Here is a 25,987-nt window from a genome sequence, read left to right as displayed (position 1 = left end):
CAATGCTGATTTGGCCTTACAGCTAACGTGGAAGTGCTTCCTCACTTTCACGTTTTTTTTATTCAGCAAAGGAAAATTTTGGCTGTTTGTTTACTTCATAATTGTTTGGAATTTTAAATGGTGTTTTTTCAAAAATTGTTCACTTCGTGGTATCAATATTTGCTCACATAAATTTTCTTTTGTGCTATTCTGAATCTGAGCAGTCCTGTTTTTTGTATGGTGTTTAAAACTTTGGTAACGTCCTCGAACCTGGAGATGGTACCCTCCATGGCGTTCATGGGAATATCGCCCTCATAAATTACTTCTACATTATACCAGCGCGATACCTTGCGCATGATTTCATAAATGTCTTCGTCGTTGAATTCGAAATAGCCGTTCTTCCAGGCAATGGTGGCTTCTGTGGCTACGTTGGCAATCTTCATAGCGCCATCTTTGGCGCTGATGGCCTGTTGTCCTGGCGTTAAAGTTTTTCCATTGTTTATTTTAATAGCACCCTGAATCAGGGTTGTTTTCGCAAGTGGTTCATCCGCGTAATTATTGATGTTGAAACTGGTGCCCAATACTTTCACTTCCTGTTGGGTGGTACGCACAATAAATGGATGTGCGGCATCTGGTGTTACTTCGAAATATGCTTCGCCGGTGACGTCTACTTTCCGGGAAGGCAGGTTGGCGAAGGAAGTGGGGAAAGTAAGGGTGGTAGCAGCATTCAGCCATACTTTGGTGCCATCAGGCAATGTAATCTGGTATTGTTCTCCCCGTGCGGTGCTTAATTTATTGTATTGAATATCAATAGCGGCTCCGGTAGCAACAGGATGATATTCCAGGGAGCCATCTGTTGTTTTGGTAATTTCGGATCCTGCCTGGTTGGTCAGTTTGCCGTCGTGGCTATCCGCCAGTACAATTGTTTTCCCGTTGGCCAGTGTTAAGGTAGCGGTATTTTTTCCGGCGGTAATCGGGTGATCTGTAGTAACAGCGGCGATTGGCGCGGGAGTTACCCGGTGGTTGGCATATTTATAAATATACAAGCTGCCGGCCAGGATACCTGTTACAGCGGCTGCAGCGGCAATGCGACGGATCATCATCCATTTTCTGGTTGACAGTCCGGTTCTACGTTGTATTTGACGGAAGGTGAATGCTTCTATATCTGACAGGTCATTCAACTCCTGCGCCTGTTCCTGTTGGGCATCACACCAGGCACTGTAAACGGAGATGTCTTCGTCTGTAGCGGTGTTGTTGGCAATGCGCTCAATAATAGCAGTGAGTTGTTCCTGGTTCATGTAGTGCTTTTTATATCCCGTTGTATAGTAAGAGACATAAAGGGAGGCCAGCCCCCAAGCATCAGAAAAAAAAGTTAAAGAAATAAGAGGGAGAGCATCCGTTTGGTTAAATCGGAACGTAATTTTTTCAGGGCGATGGTGATTTGATTTTCTACTGTTTTTTCGGAAATGCCCAACTGCAGAGCTATTTCTTTGTTGCTAAGATGTTGTTCCCGGCTGAGCTGGAATATTTGCCTGGCGCGCGGGGGAAGGGTTTCTGTCCAGTCGCTGATTACTTTTTTCAGCTCCCTGGCTTCTATATCGTCTTCTATAACGGTGAAAGCAGCTACAGGAATATTGGCTGCGATAATTTCCGCATGACGGCGGGATGTTTGTATCACCCTGGCCAGCCGGTATTTAACAGAAGCAATAAGATAATTTTTGAGAGAAGTGATATCCAGTTTTTCTCTATTCTCCCAAATCCATACAAATATTTCCTGTATGGCGTCGCTGCATTCCTCTTCGTTTTTGAGAATATTATAGGCAAAGCGGTAAAGGGTAGTAAAATGGCGGAAGTATATTTCGTTGAACGCATGTACTTCTCCTTTCTTTATTAAAAGAAGTAATTCGTCATCGTTTAATAGTTTATAATTCCTCATATACGCTTTAGCCTTCAGCAGCCACTTATCCTTCGGCGCAAATTTGTTTTGCGCGCCCGATTCAAATTTGCTACTTTTTTATGAATAGCGCAATAATTCACTGCGGTAATTTCCGTGTGAAATGCTTTCTTTGCCCCCCGGAATGTGAGGACCTGTTTTTTTGGATAAAATCTCCGGGATATTAAATAAATATATTTCGTAATATTACACCTGTTCGCATTTAACGATACTCCTATGAAATACCTGCACTGTGATAGTTGTGGACATGCCAACCCACTGAAATCGGAATACCTGACTTTTTGTGATACCTGTGGTAAGAAGTTACCAAAGACATTTGCCGATTGGCAGAAACATCGTCCTATGGGCTCATTTACAGAATACACCCAGGAAGTAGGCATCTCCCTGAAAATTAATAAACCCAACTTTATGGTGTCCTGGATGAAAGCGCAATTACAGCCGGGCAACAGGGGAAAGGTGATCCTGTTTTTTTCGGTATTCCTGGTACTTATTGCGGTGACCGGCACTTTATTCGGAAAAAGGGCGGTGTTTACTTTTATTTATCCGAAAGTACCGGCGAGTTCGTTGTACAATAGCTGGCAAACCGCCACCATTGGCCGTCAGGCGCTTGAAATAAGCACACCGGTGAAGTTATGGGTGCATGATCAGCCATTGGAAGGAGAGGAGGCTAAGATGATAGAATATGCCAAGAGCTATAGAAATGAAGATGGTGGCGGTATCCGGATTGCTGTAAATATGTATAACTACCAGGCTAATGCGGCAAACGACCTGGAAACAGCCATGGCCGCCTCACACAACGATATGCAGCTCAGTGAAACTGCCACCGATATGAATTGCAAATCAGTGCCAGTGCTTATTTCAGGAATGAAGGGAATTTTGGAAGAAGGGAATTATTTATATAAAGGAGGTATCCGTTTGGTTTTTTGTAACCTGGTGATGATAAAGGGTAGTGCCCGTTGGCAGATACTAATTAACTACAGGGATGATGACCAGGTGGGGTACCAGGTAGCGCAAAGAATACTGAAATCTGTAAAAATTAAGTAACATATTCATTTCTGGTAAAAAAAATCGATAATTAACTGTTGCATTTCATACCTTTGCACGGTTTTTTATCCGAACCTTCAGGGCTGATTGTACCCTTGAAGGTTTTTTTTAAAATATAAAACAAGACAGATACCAGAAATGCCTCAGACAAGAACCATCCAACCTGCCATACTGCTGTTAGACGACGGTACGGTTTTTCAGGGAAAAGCTTTTGGAAAAATTGGCACTGCTGCCGGTGAATTAGCTTTCAATACCGGTATGACGGGTTACCAGGAAGTGTTTACAGACCCTTCTTACAAAGGACAGGTGTTGATAATGAACAACTGCTATATTGGAAACTACGGCACTAAAAAAGATGACGTAGAAAGCAGCAGTGTGAAGATCAACGGTTTGATCGCTAAAAATATCGCGTATAACTATTCCAGGAAAATGGCAGATGCTTCCCTGGAAACGTTCCTGACTGATAATGAGCTGGTAGCCATTTATGATGTAGACACCCGTGCGCTTGTATCCCACATTCGCAGTAAAGGTGCTATGAACTGTATCATTTCCTCTTCTATCCTGGATGTAGAGCAACTGAAAGCAGAGTTGGCTAAAGTTCCTTCTATGGAAGGTTTGGCGCTGTGCAAAGAAGTAACTACACCGGAAGTATACAATGTGGGTGATCCGGCAGCGGACATTCGTATTGCAGTACTGGATAATGGTGTAAAGAGAAACATGTTGAAATGCCTGTCTGAAAAGGGTGCTTATCTGCAGGTATTCCCTACAGATACTCCGTTTGAAGTATGTGAAGCATTTAAACCACATGCCTACTTTATTTCCAATGGCCCTGGTGATCCGGCTCCATTGACTTATGCAGTTGATACGGTGAAACAGATTCTGGCAGCAGAAAGACCGATGTTTGGTATTTGCCTGGGACATCAGTTACTGGCGCTGGCCAATGGTATCCCAACTTATAAAATGCACCACGGTCACCGTGGATTAAATCATCCGGTGAAGAACCTGCAAACAGGTTTGTGCGAAATCACTACCCAGAACCACGGTTTTGCAGTAGATCCTAAAGCAGTGGCCGCCAGCGAACATGTGGAAGTAACCCACATTAACCTGAACGATAACTCTGTAGAAGGTATCCGTATTAAAAATAAGCCGGCATTCAGTGTACAGTATCACCCGGAATCCACACCCGGACCGTTCGATAGCCGTTACCTGTTTGATGATTTCTTTACAATGATTAAGAAGCATAAGGCGTAAGCTAAAAGCATAAAGCATAAAGCATAAAGCAGAAAGCAAAAAGCTATAAAAGCGAATGACCGAAGCGTAGATTATTTTATTAATCGCTTCGGTCATTCGCTTTTATAGCTTTTTGCTTTCTGCTTTCTGCTTTTAGCTTTTTTAAAACAGAGACGGTCCCGAAGAATCGGGACCGTTGCATTTTAAAATTCCACGTTATGAAAACAAACGAAATACAGTAACACGTTGTGTTAGTTATTCCGCCCGTTTTATTACATAACAATATTATAGAAAAAAGGTAAAGCAGAAGGGGGAATTTTTGGGAATATTTATTCGAAACATGGCCTTTTTGCGTGTTTTAGGAAGAAATCGGCAAAAAAGGGCAAAAAAATACGGCTCTGTGATCAGAGCCGTTTGCCTTTATAAATTCCACGTTATGAAAAACTGATACAAAAATACGATATTATGCTAAAACGTTTTAGTAATTCTTTGAGTTTTACAGAAGAGTGATAATTCTTTCTTCGTAATAACAATTCAAAGGTCGGACCAAATAAACGTTATAAGAAATAATGCAGGTTAAATTTTTCTTAAACAAGTTTAGATTTTGCCGTCTATCGTATTTGTAAATATTTTTATAATTTGATTTTTTTTGTCGTTGTTGTTATTTCTACATCAAATATACAAAACAAAACACGAGAATTCCAAGTGTTGTGTGTTAAAAAATCGTGTTTTTGCATAAAAAAACAAATATAAAATTATTCATAATATGTTTATTTGGTAACTTAGTGTACTTTATACACGATTTCCAAAGAAAATTATTTGGAAGTTTTTCCCGGATATATTTCAAGTGCTTTTTCCAGGCAGACCATCGCATGACTAATGTCGGTTGTATTTAATACATAAGCCAGGCGAACTTCATTTTTACCCAACCCAGGAGTCGCATAAAATCCGGTAGCAGGCGCCATCATCACGGTTTGTCCTTCATGAGAAAAAGATTCCAGCATCCATTGGCAGAACTTATCCGAATCATCGATTGGTAATTTAGCCATAGCATAGAATGCGCCGCCCGGATTAGGGCAGTATACGCCAGGAATTTCGTTCAGCATTTTTACCAGGATATCTCTGCGGCTCTGGTATTCAGCTTTGATACCGTCGAAATAGTTCACCGGCAGGTCCACTGCAGCTTCACCGGCAATTTGCGCGAAGGAGGGAGGACTCAGACGCGCTTGTGCAAACTTCATTGCTGCATCCAGCACCGATTGGTTTTTGGTGACAAAAGCCCCGATACGGCCGCCACAGGCGCTATATCTTTTGGAAATGGTATCCATCAGGATCACATTATCTTCCATACCTTCCAGGTTCATGGCAGAGAAATGCTCACCCGTATAGCAAAACTCGCGGTAAGCCTCATCAGAAAACAGGAACAGGTTATATTTCAGGCACAATTGCTTCAGCACTTCCATTTCTTCCTTACTATACAGGTAACCGGTTGGGTTATTAGGGTTACAGATCAGGATCGCTTTAGTACGCGGTGTAATGGCTTTTTCAAAATCAGCCATTGCCGGTAACGCAAAACCGGTGTCAATACTGGCAGTAATGGTTTTAATTTTTACTTCCGCTTCCACGGCAAAGCCGTTGTAGTTGGCATAAAATGGTTCAGGTACAATTACTTCATCTCCCGGATCCAGGCAGGCCATGAATGCAAACACGATGGCTTCGGAGCCTCCTGTAGTAACGATAATCTGGTTGGGATTAAGAGAGATGTTGAATCTTTCATAATAGGTAACCAGCTTCTTACGGTAGCTTTCATTGCCGGCACTGTGGCTGTATTCAAGGATTTTGAAATCGGAATGACGCACCGCATCCAGTACTGGTTTCGGCGTTTCGATGTCCGGCTGACCGATGTTCAGGTGGTATACCTTCACACCTCTTTTCTTGGCTGCTTCTGCGAATGGTACGAGCTTTCTGATGGGAGATGGTGGCATTTGCACACCTCTCTGGCTAATGGTAGGCATAAAATTGTTTTGATTCTTTTGCTGTGCAAAGATAGGGGATCGTATGGGCAACAAAAAACCTTACAGTACATTGTACTGTAAGGTCTTAGTATGTTTAAAGTTGTGGACGATTACTTGTTGTTGGAACCAACTGTACCGGTCAGGTGCAGTTCTTTATCCTGATCCACGCCTCTGAACTTCACCCAGATGGTTTTGTTCTGTTGACCTACACCGTTAGCGCTGTAAGTGGCGGTAACTTTTCCTTTTTTACCAGGAAGAATAGGTTCCTGTGTCCATTTTGGTGTAGTGCAACCGCAACTTGCGCGGGCAGCTTCGATTAAAATTGGTTCTTTGGAAATGTTGGTAAATTCGAAATCAGCAGTTACCGGTTTGTTTAGTTCAGTTTTGCCAAAATCAACAGTTTCCTTTACGAATTTTACTTTTGTATCAGCAGGATTCTGAGTAGATGTGGTTTGAGCCCACAGCGCTGTAGTCAGCAGCATGCTTGCAAACAGGGATAAGATAAACTTTTTCATTTTCATATGATGGTTTTAAAACGACCGGTTAAAAAATATTGATATCTTTTCTGGTAAGAACAAATTTACGGCCAAAAAGCATTACAAACCTTACAATTTATTAAATTCTTATTAAAAAAAATCAGATTATTTTAAATGTAGGTTTCCGTGCGTTTTTCTACTGTATAATTAACCTTACTTTTGTACTTTAACCATGAGGCATGATAGAAAATAACGAACTAGCTATGAATTTAGAAAGCCGGTTGTCATTCGAAGAATTTCGTAAGGAAGTGCTAAATGATTACAGGTTGGCCTGTGATAGCAGGGAAATTAGTCTGCTGGCCCGTAAGGAAGTGCTTACCGGGAAGGCAAAGTTTGGCATTTTTGGCGATGGAAAGGAAGTGGCGCAGATAGCAATGTCAAAATACTTTCAGCCAGGGGACTTCCGTTCCGGTTATTATCGCGACCAAACTGTTGCATTTGCCACAGGTATCGCTACTCCTGAACAATTTTTTTCGCAGTTATATGCTGATCCCGACCTGAAAAACGATCCGTTTTCCGGCGGCCGCCAGATGAATTCCCATTTTGCTACCCCCAATCTTGATAAGGATGGCAATTGGCTTAACCTGGTGGAAACGAAAAATTCCGCAGCGGACATGGCGCCTACTGCCGGTCAGATGCCCCGTGCACTCGGCCTGGCTTATGCGTCCAAAATGTTCCGGGATGTAGAAGCCTTACACGATCTTAAAGGACTTTCTAATAATGGTAGCGAAATCTGTTTTGCTACTATCGGTGACGCCTCAACGTCGGAAGGACATTTCTGGGAAACCATCAATGCTGCAGGCGTACTACAGGTACCTCTCGCCGTATTTGTGTGGGATGATGGTTACGGTATTTCCGTACCCCGTAAATATCAGACAACGAAAAACTCTATCAGCGCCGCCCTGGAAGGATTCCGTAAAACAGAAGATTCTAATGGCTTTGATATCTATAATGTAAAAGGCTGGGACTATGCCGGCATGTGTGAGGTATTTGAAGCGGCTATCCGCAAAATCCGCGAAACACATATTCCTGCTATCTTCCACGTTGAAGAAATCACACAGCCTCAGGGCCACTCCACCAGCGGTTCCCACGAGCGCTACAAAAGTAAGGAACGTCTTTCCTGGGAAAGGGAATTTGACTGCAACCTTAAAATGCGCTCCTGGATCATCGAAAACGCATTATGCACTGAAGATGAACTGCAGGCAGTAGAAGCAGAAGCCAAAGTAAAAGCACAGGAAGCCCGCAAAAGCGCCTGGGAAAAATATATCGCACCTATTAAAGCACATGTACAATCGTTCGTGACCCTGGCTGCCCCTATTGCGGAAGTAGCAGGAGCCGATGTAAACATGGTCAACCTGGCGATCCGTGATCTGCAAAATAACCGCGAACCACTTCGCCGGGATATTTTAAAAGCAGCTGCTACCATCCTGCTGAAGCACAAACATCTGAAATCAGCTGCCGCTATCCAGGCACTGCAACAGTATTATGATGCCTATCTGCAGGAAGAAAAAGAAAACTATAATTCTTATTTACATGCCACCGGTGTAAACTCAGCACTGAATGTACCAGCAATACCCGCTGCATACGAAGCAGACAGTATTACTGTTAATGGCTACGAAATACTGAATAAATATTTTGATCAACTGTTTACCAACAACCCTAAAGTATTTGCTTTCGGAGAAGATGTAGGTAAAATAGGAGACGTAAACCAGGGCTTTGCCGGTTTACAACAGAAGCATGGAAAAAATCGTATAGCCGATACCGGTATACGTGAGCTGACCATCATGGGACAAGGTATTGGGATGGCATTACGTGGCCTTCGCCCGATAGCGGAAATACAGTATCTCGACTATCTGCTGTATGGTTTACAACCACTCAGTGACGATGTGGCTTCCCTGCAATATCGTACCAAGGGTAGTATGGCCTGTCCCATTATTGTACGTACCCGCGGCCATCGCCTGGAAGGTATCTGGCACAGCGGCTCTCCAATGGGAATGATTATTAACGCCCTTCGCGGTATGTATGTTTGTGTACCCCGCAACATGGTACAGGCAGCAGGGATGTATAATACCCTCCTGCAAGCCAATGAACCAGCCCTGGTGATAGAATCGTTGAACGGCTACCGTTTAAAGGAAAAATTACCTGCTAACCTGGAGTCATTCACAGTGCCAATGGGTATTCCGGAAGTATTGCACGAAGGAACAGATGTTACTATCGTTACATACGGCTCTATGACCCGCATCATTGAAGAAGCAATTACTACCTTGAATGAAGTAGGTGTTTCCTGTGAGCTGATAGATGTGCAAACCTTATTGCCCTTCGATATTAATCACAGCATTGTGGAGTCATTGAAGAAAACCAACCGTATTCTTTTTGTGGATGAAGATGTACCTGGTGGAGGCACCGCGTATATGTTCCAGGAAGTGATAGAAAATCAGGGTGGTTACCGTTTCCTCGATGTGGCACCACGCACGTTGAGTGCTCAGGCACACCGTCCGGCCTATGGTTCCGACGGGGATTATTTCTCTAAGCCTAATACGGAAGATGTAGTAAAGATAGTGATGGAGATGATGCAGGAATAGCATCTGCTCTGATTAAAATATCCCGAAGCCGGTTTCTTAACAGGAACCGGCTTTTTATTTTATATAATTACCGGAATTGGCGAAGCCATCATAACAGCATGCATCTGCTGAAATGACGGCCTCTTTTAAAATTAAGCAGTTGATAGGCTTAGTAGTATGTTGCTATTATGGCGCAGCAAAGGTGTGGGGATTTTTTGAATGTAAGAAGCGATAGGCGCGGAGTTAATGATTATTTCATGTTGATGTCAGATAAGAAAATAAATAAGAAAGATGTACCTGGCATTATCATCCGGCCGGCAACAAGTAATTCACAGTGTGCCTATACTGAAAAGTGACTTGCAGGACGGTGATTTTTAATATGGAGATGCGGGAATTGTGAATGATCTACTAATGGTAGGATTCCTATCTATATAAATTATTAAAAAAAACACCAACAATCATATCCGATAGTTGGTGTTGGAAGGCCGGCAACCGCAAGACTACTCTCTTACTTTTATCTCTCCCAGTCTCTCCTGCAGTTCCTCCTCAAATTTCTTACAACAACAATCCACTGTTTTAAATGTCAGCTGTTTTTCTCCCAGGCCAAGGTAGTCAACCATCACGGTAACTGCTGCGTCTCTGTGATCGCTGCATTTCACTTTACTATAGTGTTTATTCAGTGTGTCTACAAGGTTGTTCAATACAGGACTGCTGATGCGGGCATCAAGGTTATCAATGAAGTCGCCCAGAGAGTTGGCATCCAGTATAGATGCGTGGTTTTTGGAAATGAATTTCAGCATAGTGTAGCAATATGAAAAATAAATATAATTGATTATTTGGAAGATGTACACCATCAAATTTGATATCTTCGCTGGTCACTATTGGATCGCAATTTTATGAAAACGGTTTTCCCGTAGTCATGTAAACACGGATCATTACCTGATAGTGCAATGCGACTACCTGATAGCGCCTCCGGATATTTTATGATGTGGGCCAGCCTTATGAGAGAGAAGCCCGTTTATCCTAAGGAGAATCCGGTGGGAAAAATGATATTGGATAAGTTCCAGGTTTTCTTGTTTTAAACAACTACCGTCATGATGAATATAATTGTACTGGATGGCCATACTTTAAATCCTGGCGACCTTGATTGGACTGCCTTACAGGCATTGGGGAATGTAACGGTATATGAGCGTACACCAGAAGCAATGGTAGCCGAAAGAATCGCAACAGCAGATGTGGTGTTGACCAATAAAGCTATTGTGAATGCCGCTGCTATTGAGCAGGCGAAACAGTTGAAGTATATCGGGGTTACTGCTACCGGGTTTAACGTGGTGGATATTGCGGCCGCCCGTGCGAGACATATTCCGGTCACGAATGTACCGGCTTATAGTACTGCATCGGTAGCGCAACTGACCTTTGCACTGATACTGGAGTTATGCCATCATACTGGTTTACATGCAGCAAGTGTGCGGGCAGGGGAGTGGAGTAGCAGTATTGATTTCAGTTATTGGAAAACGCCTTTGACAGAGCTGTCTGGCAGCACTTTGGGAATAGTAGGATTAGGGCAGATAGGGCAGGCGGTGGCGCGTATTGCGCTGGCATTTGGCATGAAGGTAATAGCTAACCATAAACACCCCGACCGGGATGCGATGGAGGGTGTTACGTTTGTGGACCTGGCCACCTGTTTCCGGGATGCGGATATTATTTCCCTGCATTGTCCGCTAAATGCAGGAAACAAAGAGTTTGTGCAAATGGATTTATTACGTACCATGAAGCCTTCTGCTTTTTTGATTAATACCAGTCGCGGGCCATTGATCCGGGAGACTGACCTGGCGGAGGCGTTAAAAGAAGGGATCATTGCCGGTGCGGCATTGGATGTATTGTCTGCCGAGCCACCTTCGGCCGGTAATCCGTTAATTTCTTCTCCTAATATTATTATCACTCCTCATATTGCCTGGGCTACACAGGCAGCCAGAAAACGGCTGATGCATACGGTGGTGGAAAATTTAAAAGCCTTCCAGGGTGGGGTGCCTCAAAATATTATCAACTAGTGAATACCCCGTGAAGCAAGAAAATATGTTTTTATAGTTGTAAGGAATGCTAAACCGAAAATAATAACAACAGGGGTATTACGCCGGCCATAATGGTTAAAATGAACGTCCAGCTCAGAATTGAACAAGGATGAACGAACAGGGTTATGGTTATGTTATTTATTTTTGAATAAACGTACCGGATACGCTCATTAATTCAGATTCTACAACTAAAATCTCATATTCACTCGCTTTAAAACCAACGTACATGCAACCAAGCATTCTTTTGGCGGAGGACGATATCTTTTTTGCCAAGGTGGTAAAAAGACAACTGGAACGCGCCGGTTATAATGTTACCCTGTGTGAAAATGGCCTTGAAGGCTGGGAAAAATTTCAAAAACACGTTTTCGATCTTTGTTTACTGGATGTGGTGATGCCTAAAAAAGATGGCTTCGCGCTGGCAGAGGATATCCGCACGATGGATGTAAACGTGCCTATCATTTTTACGACCTCCCGCTATATGGAGCAAGACCGGCTACAGGGCTTTGAATCCGGTGCAGATGACTATATTATAAAACCATTTAATATGCAGGAGCTGCTATGCCGCGTCAAAGTTTATATGCAACGCAGCCGCCTCCTGAAAAGTGAACGCCGTATTGTATACACCATCAGTAACCTGGTATTTGACTATTCCCAATATCATATTAGGCATAAATCAGCCGATTCCCATGTTCGTATGGCCCCAAAAGAAGCGGAGCTGCTTCGCTTTCTGTGTGAAAACTCTAACAAAAAACTGAAGAAAGATGATATCCTGTCCTGTATCTGGGGACAGGAAGATTTCTTTGCTTCACGTGTAATGGACGTTTACCTGACACGTCTCCGTAAACATATTGCACAGGATCCTGCCGTTAAACTCGAAACCTACCATGGCAAAGGACTCATGTTCATAGCGGATGACCTGGATCGTTCACACACCATTGCTAAAGTTTAGCTGTTTTTGGTTTGGAAAGTTAACCGTATCCAATGAAAAACGTCCCGCATACATGCGGGACGTTCTTTTTTATAAGCTGTCAGGGCCGTATTCCACGGCTCCTTTCGTTATTTCAGGTTGTAAAATACCGCCTGTACGTCGTCATCCTGTTCCAGACGATCTACCAGTTCCAGTACTTCTTTGGCTTGCTCATCATTCAGCTCCACTGTAGTAGTCGGAATACGTTTCAGCTCTGAGCTGATCACTTCAATGCCTTTATCATCCAGGGCTTTTGCCATGTTGCCGAATTCGTTGAACGCAGCACGGATAATCACATTGCCTTCGCTATCTTCCCCAATTTCTTCCAAACCAAAATCAATCAGCTCCAGTTCCAGGTCTTCCAGATTCTGTCCGCTATTCTTGATTTTAAACTCACCCACACGATTAAATAAAAATCCTACAGAACCACTGTTTCCCAGGCTGCCTCCACCTTTAGTGAAGTGCATACGCAGGTTGGCTACAGTTCGGGTAGTATTATCGGTAGCAGTGTCAATGATCACCGCTACGCCATGAGGCGCATAGCCTTCGTATACAACTTCTTCGTAATCAGTCTTGTCTTTACCCATAGCACGCTTGATGGCAGCATCTACGCGGTCTTTAGGCATGTTCACACTCTTGGCGTTGAGGATGCAGCGACGGAGTGCCGGGTTGTTGTCAGGATCAGGGCCGGAAGCCTTTACAGCTATCGCTATTTCCTTTCCGATTCTTGAAAATGCTTTCGCCATCTTATCCCAGCGGGCAAACATGGTCGATTTCCTTACTTCAAATATTCTTCCCATTAGAGTGATATGTAATTATAGTTACTTGTAAAAATTGAACGCAAAAATAAGGATTTTCAGATTTAGGCGTAGCGGGATTTACTTTTTAACGAAAGCGGAGAACAAAAACGAACCGTTTCCCGGCGTCGCTTTGTTCTCCGCTTTGAATACCTTGTATAAATAAGGACTAATTATCCAGTGCTTTACGGGCTTTACTGTGTTTTACACTGTAACCGAAGTAAATAATGAATCCAATACCCAGCCATACAAACAGACGTGCCCAGTTTTCTATACCAAGACTGATAATCATGGTTAAACAGAAAGCCGCTCCTAATAAAGGAACAAACGGTACCATCGGTGTTTTGAAGGCTCTTGGTAAATCAGGATTGCTTTTACGCATCACAATTACCCCGATACATACCAGTACAAAGGCAAACAGGGTACCGATGCTGGTCATATCACCTACTACGTTGTCCGGAATGAACGCCGCAAACAGGGTGGTAAATCCGAAGAACATCCACTGTGAGCGGTATGGAGTGCGGTATTTAGGATGCAGTTTAGCAAATACGGAAGGTACCAGGCCGTCGTTACTCATAGAGTAGAATACCCTTGTCTGGCCCAGCAGCATCACGAGGATTACTGAGGAGAACCCAGCCAGGATAGCCACTGTAATGAAGGTAGATAACCAACCATAGCCAGGCATGTAGGTATCAATAGCATAAGCTACAGATGCTTCACCACCTGCTTTCAGGAAGTCCTGGAAAGGTGCAATACCTGTCAGTACAAAAGAAAACAGGATATACAACAGGGTACAGATAGCCAGCGATACCAGGATACCGATCGGCATATTTTTCTTGGGATTCTTGGTTTCCTGGGCAGCAGTAGATACGGCATCAAACCCAATGAAAGCGAAGAATACTACCCCAGCACCCCGTAGCACGCCAGCCCATCCATGGTTCCAGAAGTTGGAATAATCAACGATCTGGCCGTTATGCATTTTCACCGTACCAGCAGTAGCAGGTATGGTAAATGGCGTATGGTTAACAGGATTGATGAACTTCCATCCCAGGAAGATGAATAACAGTACGATAGCCACTTTGGTGATAACAATGATGTTATTAACAATAGCGGAACCTTGTGTACCCCTGATCAGTAACATGGTAAGCGCCAGGAGAATAAACACAGAAGGGAGGTTCATAATACCTGTTACACCAGCATCTGATGTTTCAAAAGGGCTGTGACACCACTCATAAGGAATGGTAATCCCAAATACATTGGTGAGTAGTTTATTGAGGTACTGTGACCAGCCAATGGCTACAGTGGCAGCTCCCAATGCATATTCCAGCACCAGGTCCCAGCCAATGATCCAGGCAATAAATTCTCCTAAAGTAGCATAAGAATAAGTGTAGGCGCTTCCGGCAATAGGGATCATGGAAGCAAATTCGGCATAGCATAAACCCGCCAGCGCACAGCCAATAGCGGCAATAATGAAGGAAATGGTTACAGCAGGTCCGGCATGTTGGCCAGCAGCTGCAGCTGTTCTTACGAAAAGGCCCGCACCAATAATGGCGCCAATCCCAAGGGCGATCAGAGAACCTGCCCCAAGTGTCCTTTTCAGACCCTTTTCGGATTCTCCAGCTTCCGCCAATAAAACAGACAGTTGTTTTTTAGCAAAGAGTTTGCTCATACGCAGTCGTATTGTGGTTGATGTTTTAAGGTAGTTTAGTTATGTTGTTGTTTTGTAGTCGCCAAATATAATATCTAAAATTAAGAACAGATACTTTTATTTTGCCCGCTAACGCGCATCTTTAGCAGCTTAACCTTATTTTTGGGAAATTTTCCTGGTTACAACTTTTAATTATTATAAGATAAACATTCGCGCTGCATGAAGAAATCATCGAACCTGCTTACGTTATACATATTCCTTGCCATGGTAATCGGGATAGGTACTGGTTATATTGTATTCCTTACCTATGGCAGTACAACACCCGCTCCGGCAGGTGTGAAGGATACACCGCAGGTCTTCGCCGATAATATTTCTATCCTGACAGACATTTTTTTACGGCTGGTTAAAATGATCATCGCTCCACTGGTATTCTCTACCCTGGTGGTGGGTGTGGCTAAACTGGGCGATATCAAGGCGGTAGGACGTATTGGTGGCAAAACGATGCTGTGGTTTATCAGTGCAACCTTTGTATCATTGTTTCTCGGTTTGGTATTGGTAAACCTGATGAAGCCGGGAGTATCCCTGCAGTTGCCGCTGCCGGATGAACATGCTGCTACCGGCATCGCCAAAGCAGATATGACGTTAAGAGGTTTCTTCCAGCACGTGGTGCCTGATAGTGTGGTGAATGCCATGGCGCACAATGAAATATTACAAATCGTGGTTTTTGCCATTTTCTTTGGAGTGGCCGCCGCCGCAATTGGTGAAAAAGCACAACCGGTGGTAAAGCTCCTGGACAGCGTGGCTTATATCATGCTGAAAGTAACAGGCTTTGTAATGAATTTTGCTCCGTTCGCCGTATTTGGCGCGATGGCAGGTATCATTGCTTTAAAAGGCCCTGTTGTATTGGTGACCTATGGTAAATTTATCTTACAGTTCTATGCCGGACTTCTGTCTTTATGGGTAGTCATCGCACTGGTAGGCTGGATGATTCTTGGCAAACCCGTATTCCGCTTGCTCGGGTTAATCAAAGATCCGTTATTACTGGCCTTTGGTACCGCCAGCAGCGAAGCGGCTTATCCCAAAACCATGGAAGAACTGGAAAGATTTGGCTGCGATAATCGCATTGTAAGCTTTGTATTACCCCTGGGCTATTCTTTTAACCTGGATGGCTCCATGATGTATATGACCTTTGCCAGTTTATTTATTGCCCAGGCGTATGGTATGCACCTGAGCATTGATCAGCAGATTACGATGTTATTGGTATTAATGATTACCAGTAAAGGTATTGCGGGTGTACCGCGTGCCTCCCTGGTGGTGATTGCAGGTACCCTGTCTATGTTCCATATTCCGGAAGCAGGTCTGATCCTGTTGCTGGGGGTAGATCACCTGCTGGATATGGGCCGCTCTGCTACCAACGTAATCGGGAATGCGATGGCTACTGCTGTTGTGTCCAAATGGGAGAATAAACTTACGCCCGGAAATGCCAACAATGCCTAACTTAACAAATGCGTAACAGTTTAATGTTTATTTTACCACTTCAGAAATAGAAATAGCGTACTAGCATGGACCAGATTATTGAGTTTTTTAAACACCTCATTAATCCCTCGTGGATTATTGAACATGGTGGCCTTTACCTGTTACTGGCAATTATTTTTGCAGAAACAGGTTTATTTATTGGTTTCTTTCTGCCGGGAGATTCCCTGCTCTTTGTGGCTGGTATCTACAGTGAGGACCTCTGCCACAGCTTTTTTAACATGCCATTTGTAGTCATTATGTTCCTGATAGCTACTGCTGGTGTGCTGGGGAACATGGTGGGTTTTTGGTTTGGTAAAAAGTCTGGCCCTTTGTTATTTAAGAAGAAAGACACTTTCTTTTTCAAGAAGAAACACTTACACCAGGCCCATGAATTTTTCGTGAAGTATGGCGGCGGTGCTATCTTCTTTGCCCGCTTCCTGCCTATCATCCGTACTTTTGCTCCAATTGTGGCAGGTATAGTAGGAATGGAAGGCAAGAAGTTCATGTTCTTTAATATCATCGGTTCTTTTGCGTGGGTATTTTCCATGATGTTGGCCGGCCATTACCTGGATAAATTATTCCCTAACCTGAAAGAGCACCTGGAATTGATTATCCTGGTCATCATCCTGATCACCACTTTACCGGTACTGATCAAAGTAATCTTCGGGAAGGTAAAACACCAGCATGAACATGAACATTCCGAAAAGGTAGAAAAAACAGATTCTCCATTATAATTTTTTATATCTTTAAAAGGGCCTTTTTGCGAGGCCCTTTTTTTTATTTATTCCCGTTATAAAAGCTCGTCAACCAAACTAAAATGAAAACCGAGAATCGTTCCGTTTCAATTTTCAATATCGCTGTGATAGTGGCCTCATTGGGCTATTTCGTGGATATTTATGATCTCCTGCTGTTTACGATTGTAAGAGTACCAAGTTTAAAATCGCTGGGACTACCGCAAAGCGAAATCGATGCCGGCGCGGGGATGTTATTGATTAATGTGCAGATGATTGGTCTGCTGATTGGAGGTATTTTCTGGGGTATTATTGGCGACAAAAAAGGACGCCTGAGTGTGTTGTTTGGTTCTATCCTGATTTATTCAGTAGCCAATATAGCCAATGGGTTTGTACACGGTATCAATGGTTATGTATTATGGCGCTTCGTGGCAGGCTTTGGCCTGGCGGGCGAGTTGGGGGCCGGTATTACCCTGGTGTCTGAAATATTACCGAAGGAGAAGCGGGGATATGGTACGATGATAGTGGCCACAGTAGGGGTTTCGGGTGCTGTAGCTGCGAACCTCATCGCTAAACTGGTGGGCGACTGGCGCATTTGCTATTTCATAGGTGGTGGACTGGGATTGGCTTTGCTGATTCTCCGGGTGAGCGTAATGGAGTCGCACTTGTTCAATGCAGTACGGGAATCATCCGCATCAAGGGGAAGTTTTATCGCCTTGTTTACCAATAAAGAACGGTTTCTCAAATACCTGAAATGTATGCTGCTGGGTACTCCTACCTGGTTTGTTGTGGGTATACTCATTGCCTTTTCCAACAAGTTTGCAGCAGTGATGAATGTAAAAGGAGCCATTAGTCCGGGCGATGCGGTAGCATTTTGTTATGCAGGGCTGGTATTGGGCGACTTTACCACAGGCCTTGTAAGCCAGTTATGGCAAAGCCGCCGCAAGGTAATGCTGTTGTTCCTGGTACTCACCGGTGTGATGGTAACTGTATATTTGAACCTGCATGGAGCGGAAACCTGGGTATTTTATACCGTATGTTTTATCCTGGGATTTAGTGTGGGTTTCTGGGCCATTTTTGTGACGATAGCGGCGGAAAGTTTTGGTACCAATTTACGGGCAACAGTGGCTACTACGGTTCCCAACTTCGCCAGGGGCATGCTTCCTTTAATATCTTTACTATTTATAAAAGTGCAAAACTATTATACTTTCCTGCAAAGCGGGGCTATTGTGGCAGTTGTCTGCATTGGTATCGCACTGATTACTGCATGGAAAGTAGAGGAAACGTTTGGTAAGGACCTGAACTACCTGGAAGAAATTTAGTGATAGCTATCCAGCATTTTATCCAGTAATTTATTCAATTGTATTACTTCTTTTTCGTTCAATGATTTAAGGGTATTGTTGAGCTGTCCGATTTCACCGTCAATAACGGCGAGCAGCTGCAAGCCCTTGTCGTTGATGCGGACATCTACTGCGCGCCGGTCCATTTCACTGCTTTTACGTTCTACCAGTTCGGCTTTGCGGAGTCTTTCCACGAGGCGTGATACATCGCTCATTTTGTCCAGCATTCTTTCTTTAAGGATGTTGATATTCGCTGCTTTGGGGTGTTGCCCGCGCAGTATCCGCAATATGTTATACTGCTGCATGGTAATACCATATTGCTTAAAAAATTGCTGGTGACGGGACGTTACCCAGTTACCGATAAAAATAAGGCTGACCAGGCCCCGTTGATTTTCATTTTCAAATGCTTTCTGTGTAATCAGCTTTTCCAGGTTAGACATACATTGAGAGTTAAACCAAATTTGATGAAACAATTTAGAAGTGTTTCATTTATATTGTTTTAGCCGTGATAAAAGGCTTAGTAAAATTACGAATAAAAACAGAATTGCGGATTTTGTCCGCTGTTGATTTTGGTGATTTTCCTGAGGGAGATAAAAAAGATTAGCGGTGATAGATGAGGTTATCCACATCGGTCCACCGCTAATCTTTAAATATTGTGTTGGTTAAAATGAGCAATAGCCTAAGCTGTGGCCGACTGCATATTATCCAGTACGTCCATTACTTCTTTAACGTGTTTGGCAGAGGTATTCAGTAATTCCTTTTCTGCGGCGTTCAACTGCAGTTCGATGATTTTTTCTATACCGTTTTTACCCAATACCACAGGTACGCCCAGGTAGATGTCTTTCAGGCCATATTGACCGGATAACCAGGCGCATACAGGGAAAATACGTTTTTCATCTTTCACGATGGCTTCTACCATTTGAGCGGCAGCAGCGCCAGGTGCGTACCAGGCAGAAGTTCCAAGCAGGTTTACAATTTCGCCGCCACCTACTTTAGTACGTTGAATAATGGCTTCCAGTTTATCGTTGGCTACCAGTTCTGTTACGGGAATACCGCCTACAGTGGTATAACGAGGCAATGGCACCATGGTATCACCATGACCACCCATGAGTATAGCTTGTATATCTTTTGGAGAGCAGCCAATTTCATCGGCCAGGAAAGCGCGGTAACGGGCAGTATCCAGGATACCAGCCATACCGAACACCTTACTGCTGTCTTTTTTAGCGGTCAGATAACTGCAATACGTCATTACATCCAATGGGTTGCTCACAATAATGATGATAGCATCCGGAGAATGTTTGGTAATATTTTCAGTAACTGATTTCACAATGTTGGCATTGGTAGAAATCAGGTCATCCCTGCTCATTCCAGGTTTACGGGGCAGGCCGGAAGTAATAACTACCACATCGCTGTTAGCGGTTTTCGTGTAGTCATTGGTGACACCCGTAATTTTAGTACTGTAATAATCAATCGGAGCCTGTTGCCATGTATCCAGGGCTTTACCCTCAGCCGTTCCTTCTTTGATATCCAATAAAACCACCTCCTGCAGAAAATCTTTGTGGGCCAGCACATTGGCACACGTTGCGCCTACATTCCCGGCTCCTACTACTGTAACTTTCATTTTGTCTATAGCTTTAAAAGTGAAGAATGATTGTGATTAAACAAATGTAATGATTCGACGGTAGAATAAACGGCCGGACAGGCACATTTTCGCAGGATTATTTATTCAGGTAAAACAGCAAAGAATCGAGCTTGGCTGTTCCTTCAAAACCCTTTACAAACTGTTGTTTCTTATCATATATGTATAGACCGGGGAAGTAGTGCAGGTCATAGAAGTACATGATTTGCCGGGTTGGTTCGCTGGCCATCACAATGTTAGGGTAGTTCTGAATCTTATAGTGATCGTAATATTCTTTCATTTGCTCCACTTTGAATGGAGTAACCATCAGGATTTGTGTTTTTTTGAACTTGTCGATGTTTTTCAACACTTCTTCTGTCAGGTGTTTACAGTGATCACAATCTACACTGAATATAAATACCATGGTTTTTTCGTTACGCTTCAGGTCGCTTTTGGTGATAGAATGACCATCAACAAGGGTAAGCGGGAAAGCCGGAATAATCGGGTATTGTAAATAAGCAGGTTTGGACGGAGGAGTAGCTGCTTTTTGAGCCTTCAAAAACACGGGTAAACAGCCTAAAATTAACAAAAACACGTAGCGCATACTTATAAAAGTTTCTTGATTTGAGTTTAAATTTACCGGATAAATGTCATTTATTGAATAAAAAAGACGAAAATTGGGCCGAAAAGGGACTAATCTCGCTAATTTTGGGAATTAGTTGCTTGTTCATATGCGAAAATTTTTACTTTTGCAATCCGTATAAATTTTTAACTTAAAATCAGTAACCTATTTATGGCTACCACCGCAGATATCAGAACAGGATTAATCATCAAGCTGGAGAACAGTTTGTATTCTGTTGTAGAGTTTGGTCAGAACAAAACAGCCCGTGCAGCCGCAAAGGTTTGGGCAAAATTGAAAGGCGTTGACAATAGCCGTTCTATAGAGCACACCTGGAACTCAGGAGATACTATCTTTCCTGTCCGCATTGAAAAGAAAGCTTTCCAGTATTTATATAAAGATGACACCGGCTATAACTTCATGGATAATGAAACGTTTGAGCAGATTGCTATGCCGGAAAATGCCATTGATGCGCCTCAGTTCCTGAAAGAAGGTCAGGAGGTGAGTGTACAGATCAATACTGAAACTGACCAGTACATGGCAGTAGAGTTACCAGACAAAATCGTAGTACTGGTTACTTATTCTGAGCCTGGCGTGAAAGGTGATACCGCTACCCGTACCCTGAAACCAGCTACTGTTGAAACAGGAGCTACTGTAATGGTGCCGCTGTTTGTGGATGAAGGAGAATTGATCCGCGTAAACACCAAGAATGGTGAGTATATCGAGAGAGTAAAAGCATAAATCATTTGGCGTGCTGATTTTCGTGATAGGAGTTTGGTTTCTGAGAGCCTCTTTCTGAAACCAAATTCCTGGCTCCGTGAATCAGCGTCCATCATATTCTATATTTCTAAACCAAAAACTGTCTACATGGACTTTAAACAGATTCAGGAACTGGTAAAAATGATCAACAAATCAAATATCAGTGAACTGAGCATTGAACAGGACAAGTTTAAGATTACAATAAAGCAGAAGGATAACGAAGTACAACAAGTAATCACCGTTCCTGCAACCATGGCATCCGTACCGGCAGCAGCCCCTGTAGCTCCTGCAGCAGCGCCGGTTACCGCAGCTCCAGCCGCAGCTGCGCCTGCTGTTACCAAAACAGACAACCTGGTTACCATCAAATCTCCAATGATCGGTACCTTCTACCGCAGCGCCGGACCAGATAAAGCTCCTTTCATCAACGTAGGTGATGAAGTAGCTCCGGGCAAAGTGGTGTGCATCATCGAAGCAATGAAGTTATTCAACGAAATCGAGAGTGAAGTAAGTGGTAAAATCGTGAAAGTACTGGTAGATGACGCATCTCCGGTAGAATATGATCAACCTTTATTCTTAGTTGAACCGTAATAATAGCCTTTAGCTTTCAGCTGTTAGCCTTTAGCCTTCCGGAGTGCGTATTGTCAAGCCGGAATACTAAAGGCTAATAGCTGAAAGCTAACTGCTAATCGCTAAAAGCTATTATTAACTTATTAAGGAAAACAATGTTCAAAAAAATATTAATTGCCAATCGTGGTGAAATTGCCCTTCGGATTATCCGTACCTGTAAGGAAATGGGTATCAAAACGGTGGCAGTTTATTCTACAGCAGATAAGGACAGCCTGCATGTGAAATTTGCCGATGAAGCAGTATGCATAGGCAAACCACAAAGCACCGAGTCTTATCTGAACATCCCTCACCTGATGGCGGCAGCTGAGATTACCAATGCAGACGCTATCCACCCCGGATACGGCTTCCTGGCTGAAAATGCCCGCTTCGCTGAAATCTGTGGTGAACACGGTATTAAATTTATCGGCCCTACTCCGGAAATGATCCGCAAAATGGGTGATAAAATGACTGCCAAGGAAACCATGATTGCCGCTGGTGTACCGGTTATTCCAGGATCTGAAGGTTTGCTTCAGAGCGTGGAAGAAGCCAAAACTATTGCAAAAGGCATGGGGCTTCCGGTAATCATCAAAGCAACTGCTGGTGGTGGTGGTAAAGGTATGCGTGTAGTATGGGAAGAAAGTGAGTTGGAGAATGCCTACAACATGGCTAAAAATGAAGCTCGCGCCGCTTTCAGTAATGATGGTATCTACATGGAGAAATTCGTGGAAGAACCTCGTCACATTGAAATCCAGGTAGCGGGTGATCAATATGGTAAAGTATGTCACCTCAGCGAAAGAGATTGCTCTATCCAGCGTCGTCACCAGAAGCTGGTAGAAGAATCTCCCTCTCCGTTTATGACGCCTGAACTGCGCGAAAAAATGGGTGAAGCTGCTATCAGAGCTGCCAGTGCTATCAACTACGAAAGCGTTGGTACCATTGAGTTCCTGGTAGATAAACATCGCAATTTCTACTTCATGGAAATGAACACTCGTATCCAGGTAGAACACGGCGTAACAGAAGAAGTGATCAACTTTGACCTGGTAAAAGAACAGATCAAGATTGCTGCAGGTATTCCTATCTCCGGAAAAAATTATACTCCACAGATGCATGCCATCGAGTGCCGTATTAATGCCGAAGATCCTTATAACGATTTCCGTCCTTCTCCGGGTAAAATCACTACCCTGCACATTCCTGGCGGTCACGGTGTAAGAGTTGACTCTCACATCTATGCTGGGTATGTAATACCTCCTTACTATGATTCCATGGTAGCGAAAATTATTACCATGGCACAAACCCGCGAAGAGGCGATCAATACCATGGAACGCGCACTGAGCGAATTTGTGATTGAAGGCGTTAAAACTACTATTCCATTCCATCAGCAACTGATGCGCGATGAAAACTTCCGTAAGGGGAACTTTACTACCAAGTTTACAGAAACATTTAAGCTGGTATAACGGAAACGGATATACTATTGAAAAAAGTCCTCCCGCTTTGGGAGGACTTTTTTTTATGTCATTAACAGTATCTGTATATAAGAGAAAAGCAAAACAGGTTTGAGAAGTAGCACTTATCCTGCTAATGGAAGTTACAAGAAAAACAAAGCCCCGGATGAAAATCCGGGGCTAATCATACACCAAAACAATCTTACGGTTTTATCGCAAGAAAAGCAGTTCTCTGTATTTAGGCAGTGCCCATTTTTTGTCGTCCACGAGGAACTCCAGTTTATCGGAGTGGTAGCGGATAACATCAAAGTAAGGCTTGATTTTTTCGCAATAGTCGATTGCTTTCTGGCGGCTGTCAGTAAGCTTGTTAGCTACTTTACGCGCCTCAATCATTGCCTGTACATTTTCGCTGATTACGTTAATATGTTCAGCTATTTTAGCAGCAATTTGTTTTTGTGCTTTCACGCTTTCGTCGCCTAATCCGATTGCTTTCAGGCCATTGATGTTAGCGATCAGTTCATTTAAGTAGCTGACAGCAGATGGCAGGATAGTGTTGGTTGCGAGGTCGCCGATAACGCGGGCTTCGATCTGCACTTTCTTCACATAGTCTTCCAGCAATATTTCGTGGCGTGCGTGCAGTTCTTTTTCGTTGTAAACACCGGTTTCTGTATAAAGCTTGGTAGCTTTAGGCGTAATCATTGCATCCAGCGCTTTAGGAGTGGTTTTTACGTTAGGTAAACCTCTTTTTTCCGCTTCTTTTTCCCATTCTTCACTGTATCCGTCGCCTTCGAACAGTATTTTTTCCGAATCTACAATATATTTCCGAAGAGTTTGCATAATTGCAATCTCTTTTTTCTCGCCTTTCTCGATCAGACCGTCTACTTCAGTTTTAAAGTCCACCAGGGTTTTAGCCATGATGGTGTTCAATACTGTCATAGCAGAAGCACAGTTCGCAGAAGAACCTACCGCGCGGAACTCAAATTTATTGCCGGTGAAAGCAAAAGGAGAGGTACGGTTACGGTCGGTGTTATCCAGCATCAGTTCAGGAATATGACGGTGCAGGTCCATTTTCAGGATAGCTTCATCTTGTTCGTCGAACTTGTTGTTTACGCGGTTTTTAACTTCCTGCAGTACATCAAACAGGTATTTACCGGTAAATACAGAGATGATAGCAGGAGGCGCTTCGTTGGCACCCAGACGGAAGTCGTTGCTTGGAGAAGCAATAGCAGCTCTCATCAGATCAGCGTAATCATGTACCGCTTTGATGGTGTTCACAAAGAAAGTGAGGAACATCAGGTTGGTCTTTGGAGTTTTACCGGGAGCCAGCAGGTTAACGCCGGTGTCGGTAGACATGCTCCAGTTGTTGTGTTTACCGGAACCGTTGATGCCTGCAAAAGGTTTCTCGTGCAGTAACACTTTCAGTTTGTGACGTTTAGCCACTTTATTCATTACATCCATCAGCAGAGAGTTGTGGTCTACTGCGATGTTGATTTCTTCAAAGATAGGAGCGCACTCGAACTGGGAAGGAGCTACCTCGTTGTGACGGGTTCTTAAAGGAATACCCAGTTTGTAAGATTCTACTTCGAAGTCGCGCATGTAAGCGTATGCACGCTCAGGGATAGCACCGAAGTAGTGGTCTTCCAGTTGCTGGCCTTTGGAAGGTGCGTGACCTACCACAGTACGACCAGTCATGATCAGGTCGGGACGGGCGTTAGCCATTGCTTCGTCTACCAGGAAATATTCCTGTTCCCAACCGAGGGTACCAGTTACTTTGGTAACGTTTTTATCGAAATAATTGCATACGTCTACTGCAGCTTTGTCCATTGCAGCCAGTGCTTTCAGCAGTGGTGCCTTGTAATCCAGGGATTCGCCGGTGTAGGCCACAAAGATAGTAGGGATGCAGAGTGTTTTACCATAACCCTGTTCCAGGATAAATGCAGGAGAAGAAGGATCCCAGGCAGTGTAACCACGTGCTTCGAAAGTAGCTCTTAAACCACCGTTAGGGAAGCTGGAGGCATCTGGTTCCTGTTGTACCAGTGCATCACCGTCAAAAGTTTCCAGTGCAGTACCGTCACCTTTCAGGGTAAAGAAAGAGTCATGCTTTTCAGCGGTAGTACCGGTTAATGGTTGGAACCAGTGGGTGTAGTGAGTTACACCTTTCTTCATAGCCCACGCTTTCATGCCGGAAGCAATCTGCTCGGACATCTTACGTTCCAGCTTGGTGCCATTTTTAACAGAGTTCATCAGGCTTTTATAAGCCTCATCGCTCAAATATTCCCGAACAACTTTGCCGGTAAAAACGTTGCTGCCAAATACGTCGGTGATTTTACCGTCATGTTCGGTGAGAGTGGAGTCTACGCCAGCTAATCCTTCCAGCGCTTTGAAACGTAACGATTGCATGCTGTAAATTATTTTACACAAAAGAACACAACACTCGCTGAAAATGCAAATAAATTGTTCATTTTAACTGAAAAATTACATTTGGGTCTTTTAAAAGGGGGCTTTTTTGCTATTTGGCTAAAATAATTATCCCGGTATGTCTAAAAACTGATAA

At 43.5% G+C, this 25,987-nt stretch carries 22 protein-coding genes; 11 read left to right on the top strand and 11 right to left on the bottom strand.

Annotated elements, in window-relative coordinates; translation table 11 throughout:
- Positions 1-152: 152 nt before the first annotated feature.
- Positions 153-1,277 (bottom strand): FecR domain-containing protein, encoded by a 1,125-nt coding sequence (locus tag J7623_RS04525; protein ID WP_291917637.1) that lies wholly within the window; start codon positions 1,275-1,277, stop codon positions 153-155.
- A gap of 74 nt (positions 1,278-1,351) precedes the next feature.
- Positions 1,352-1,915 (bottom strand): RNA polymerase sigma-70 factor, encoded by a 564-nt coding sequence (locus J7623_RS04520; protein ID WP_291917635.1) that lies wholly within the window; start codon positions 1,913-1,915, stop codon positions 1,352-1,354.
- Positions 1,916-2,149: 234 nt separating this feature from the next.
- Here J7623_RS04520 and J7623_RS04515 point away from each other — a divergent pair, with 234 nt between their 5' ends.
- Together J7623_RS04515 and carA are read left to right on the top strand one after the other, a co-directional pair.
- On the top strand, positions 2,150-2,977 hold the full coding sequence (locus J7623_RS04515) for a hypothetical protein (protein WP_291917634.1): 828 nt from the start codon (positions 2,150-2,152) through the stop codon (positions 2,975-2,977).
- Positions 2,978-3,115: 138 nt separating this feature from the next.
- Positions 3,116-4,228 (top strand): glutamine-hydrolyzing carbamoyl-phosphate synthase small subunit, encoded by a 1,113-nt coding sequence (carA, locus tag J7623_RS04510; protein WP_291917632.1) that lies wholly within the window; start codon positions 3,116-3,118, stop codon positions 4,226-4,228.
- A 794-nt stretch (positions 4,229-5,022) separates the two neighbouring features.
- On the opposite strand, the gene J7623_RS04505 is transcribed toward carA, so the two are convergent.
- Together J7623_RS04505 and J7623_RS04500 are read right to left on the bottom strand one after the other, a co-directional pair.
- Positions 5,023-6,222, bottom strand: coding sequence for a pyridoxal phosphate-dependent aminotransferase (locus J7623_RS04505; protein ID WP_291917629.1), 1,200 nt, complete (start codon positions 6,220-6,222; stop codon positions 5,023-5,025).
- Between the two features lie 110 nt (positions 6,223-6,332).
- Positions 6,333-6,737 carry a DUF1573 domain-containing protein gene (locus J7623_RS04500; RefSeq protein WP_291917626.1) on the bottom strand — a complete coding sequence of 135 codons (405 nt, stop codon included), beginning with the start codon at positions 6,735-6,737 and terminating at the stop codon, positions 6,333-6,335.
- Between the two features lie 224 nt (positions 6,738-6,961).
- Here J7623_RS04500 and J7623_RS04495 point away from each other — a divergent pair, with 224 nt between their 5' ends.
- Positions 6,962-9,340, top strand: coding sequence for a thiamine pyrophosphate-dependent enzyme (locus tag J7623_RS04495; protein WP_291917623.1), 2,379 nt, complete (start codon positions 6,962-6,964; stop codon positions 9,338-9,340).
- A gap of 479 nt (positions 9,341-9,819) precedes the next feature.
- On the opposite strand, the gene J7623_RS04490 is transcribed toward J7623_RS04495, so the two are convergent.
- Positions 9,820-10,119: a hypothetical protein gene (locus J7623_RS04490; protein WP_291917620.1), complete on the bottom strand. Its 300-nt coding sequence runs from the start codon at positions 10,117-10,119 to the stop codon at positions 9,820-9,822.
- Between the two features lie 294 nt (positions 10,120-10,413).
- Between J7623_RS04490 and J7623_RS04485 the strand changes: the two genes are divergently transcribed.
- Both J7623_RS04485 and J7623_RS04480 read left to right on the top strand, forming a co-directional pair.
- Complete coding sequence (locus J7623_RS04485) at positions 10,414-11,370, top strand: D-2-hydroxyacid dehydrogenase (protein WP_291917618.1); 957 nt, start codon at positions 10,414-10,416, stop codon at positions 11,368-11,370.
- A gap of 247 nt (positions 11,371-11,617) precedes the next feature.
- Complete coding sequence (locus J7623_RS04480) at positions 11,618-12,340, top strand: response regulator transcription factor (protein WP_291917616.1); 723 nt, start codon at positions 11,618-11,620, stop codon at positions 12,338-12,340.
- Between the two features lie 107 nt (positions 12,341-12,447).
- Here the strand turns inward: J7623_RS04480 and J7623_RS04475 are convergent, their stop codons facing one another.
- A complete protein-coding gene (locus J7623_RS04475) occupies positions 12,448-13,158 on the bottom strand; it encodes a YebC/PmpR family DNA-binding transcriptional regulator (RefSeq protein ID WP_291917613.1) in 711 nt (236 codons plus the stop codon).
- A 166-nt stretch (positions 13,159-13,324) separates the two neighbouring features.
- Positions 13,325-14,824 carry an amino acid permease gene (locus tag J7623_RS04470; protein WP_291917611.1) on the bottom strand — a complete coding sequence of 500 codons (1,500 nt, stop codon included), beginning with the start codon at positions 14,822-14,824 and terminating at the stop codon, positions 13,325-13,327.
- 198 nt (positions 14,825-15,022) lie between these two features.
- On the opposite strand from J7623_RS04470, the gene J7623_RS04465 reads away from it, so the two are divergent.
- From J7623_RS04465 to J7623_RS04455, 3 genes are all read left to right on the top strand, one after another.
- Positions 15,023-16,300 (top strand): dicarboxylate/amino acid:cation symporter, encoded by a 1,278-nt coding sequence (locus J7623_RS04465; RefSeq protein ID WP_291917607.1) that lies wholly within the window; start codon positions 15,023-15,025, stop codon positions 16,298-16,300.
- 65 nt (positions 16,301-16,365) lie between these two features.
- Positions 16,366-17,052, top strand: coding sequence for a DedA family protein (locus J7623_RS04460; protein ID WP_291917605.1), 687 nt, complete (start codon positions 16,366-16,368; stop codon positions 17,050-17,052).
- 83 nt (positions 17,053-17,135) lie between these two features.
- A complete protein-coding gene (locus J7623_RS04455) occupies positions 17,136-18,371 on the top strand; it encodes an MFS transporter (protein ID WP_291917603.1) in 1,236 nt (411 codons plus the stop codon).
- Here the strand turns inward: J7623_RS04455 and J7623_RS04450 are convergent.
- The 3 genes from J7623_RS04450 to J7623_RS04440 all read right to left on the bottom strand — a co-directional run bounded on the left by J7623_RS04450 (position 18,368) and on the right by J7623_RS04440 (position 20,566).
- Entirely contained in the window at positions 18,368-18,829 is a 462-nt protein-coding gene (locus J7623_RS04450) for a MarR family transcriptional regulator (protein WP_291917600.1), read from the bottom strand. The two genes, J7623_RS04455 and J7623_RS04450, sit on opposite strands and share 4 nt — an antisense overlap.
- 239 nt (positions 18,830-19,068) lie before the next feature.
- Complete coding sequence (gene mdh, locus J7623_RS04445; RefSeq protein WP_291917597.1) at positions 19,069-20,010, bottom strand: malate dehydrogenase; 942 nt, start codon at positions 20,008-20,010, stop codon at positions 19,069-19,071.
- 97 nt (positions 20,011-20,107) lie between these two features.
- Positions 20,108-20,566, bottom strand: coding sequence for a redoxin domain-containing protein (locus tag J7623_RS04440; RefSeq protein WP_291917594.1), 459 nt, complete (start codon positions 20,564-20,566; stop codon positions 20,108-20,110).
- 234 nt (positions 20,567-20,800) lie between these two features.
- On the opposite strand from J7623_RS04440, the gene efp reads away from it, so the two are divergent.
- From efp to accC, 3 genes are all read left to right on the top strand, one after another.
- Complete coding sequence (gene efp / locus J7623_RS04435) at positions 20,801-21,367, top strand: elongation factor P (RefSeq protein WP_291917591.1); 567 nt, start codon at positions 20,801-20,803, stop codon at positions 21,365-21,367.
- A 126-nt stretch (positions 21,368-21,493) separates the two neighbouring features.
- Positions 21,494-21,973, top strand: a complete 480-nt coding sequence (gene accB / locus J7623_RS04430; RefSeq protein WP_291917589.1) for an acetyl-CoA carboxylase biotin carboxyl carrier protein — start codon at positions 21,494-21,496, stop codon at positions 21,971-21,973.
- Between the two features lie 134 nt (positions 21,974-22,107).
- Positions 22,108-23,445: an acetyl-CoA carboxylase biotin carboxylase subunit gene (accC, locus tag J7623_RS04425; RefSeq protein ID WP_291917585.1), complete on the top strand. Its 1,338-nt coding sequence runs from the start codon at positions 22,108-22,110 to the stop codon at positions 23,443-23,445.
- A 198-nt stretch (positions 23,446-23,643) separates the two neighbouring features.
- Here the strand turns inward: accC and J7623_RS04420 are convergent, their stop codons facing one another.
- Positions 23,644-25,833, bottom strand: coding sequence for a glutamine synthetase III (locus J7623_RS04420; protein ID WP_291917583.1), 2,190 nt, complete (start codon positions 25,831-25,833; stop codon positions 23,644-23,646).
- Positions 25,834-25,987 lie beyond the last annotated feature (154 nt).

The sequence above is a fragment of the Chitinophaga sp. genome, assembly GCF_017745275.1.
In the GTDB taxonomy this organism is placed as follows: Bacteria; Bacteroidota; Bacteroidia; order Chitinophagales; family Chitinophagaceae; genus Chitinophaga.
The sequence above is the reverse complement of the archived record's forward strand: the minus strand, read 5'-3'. Positions and strand labels throughout refer to the sequence as shown.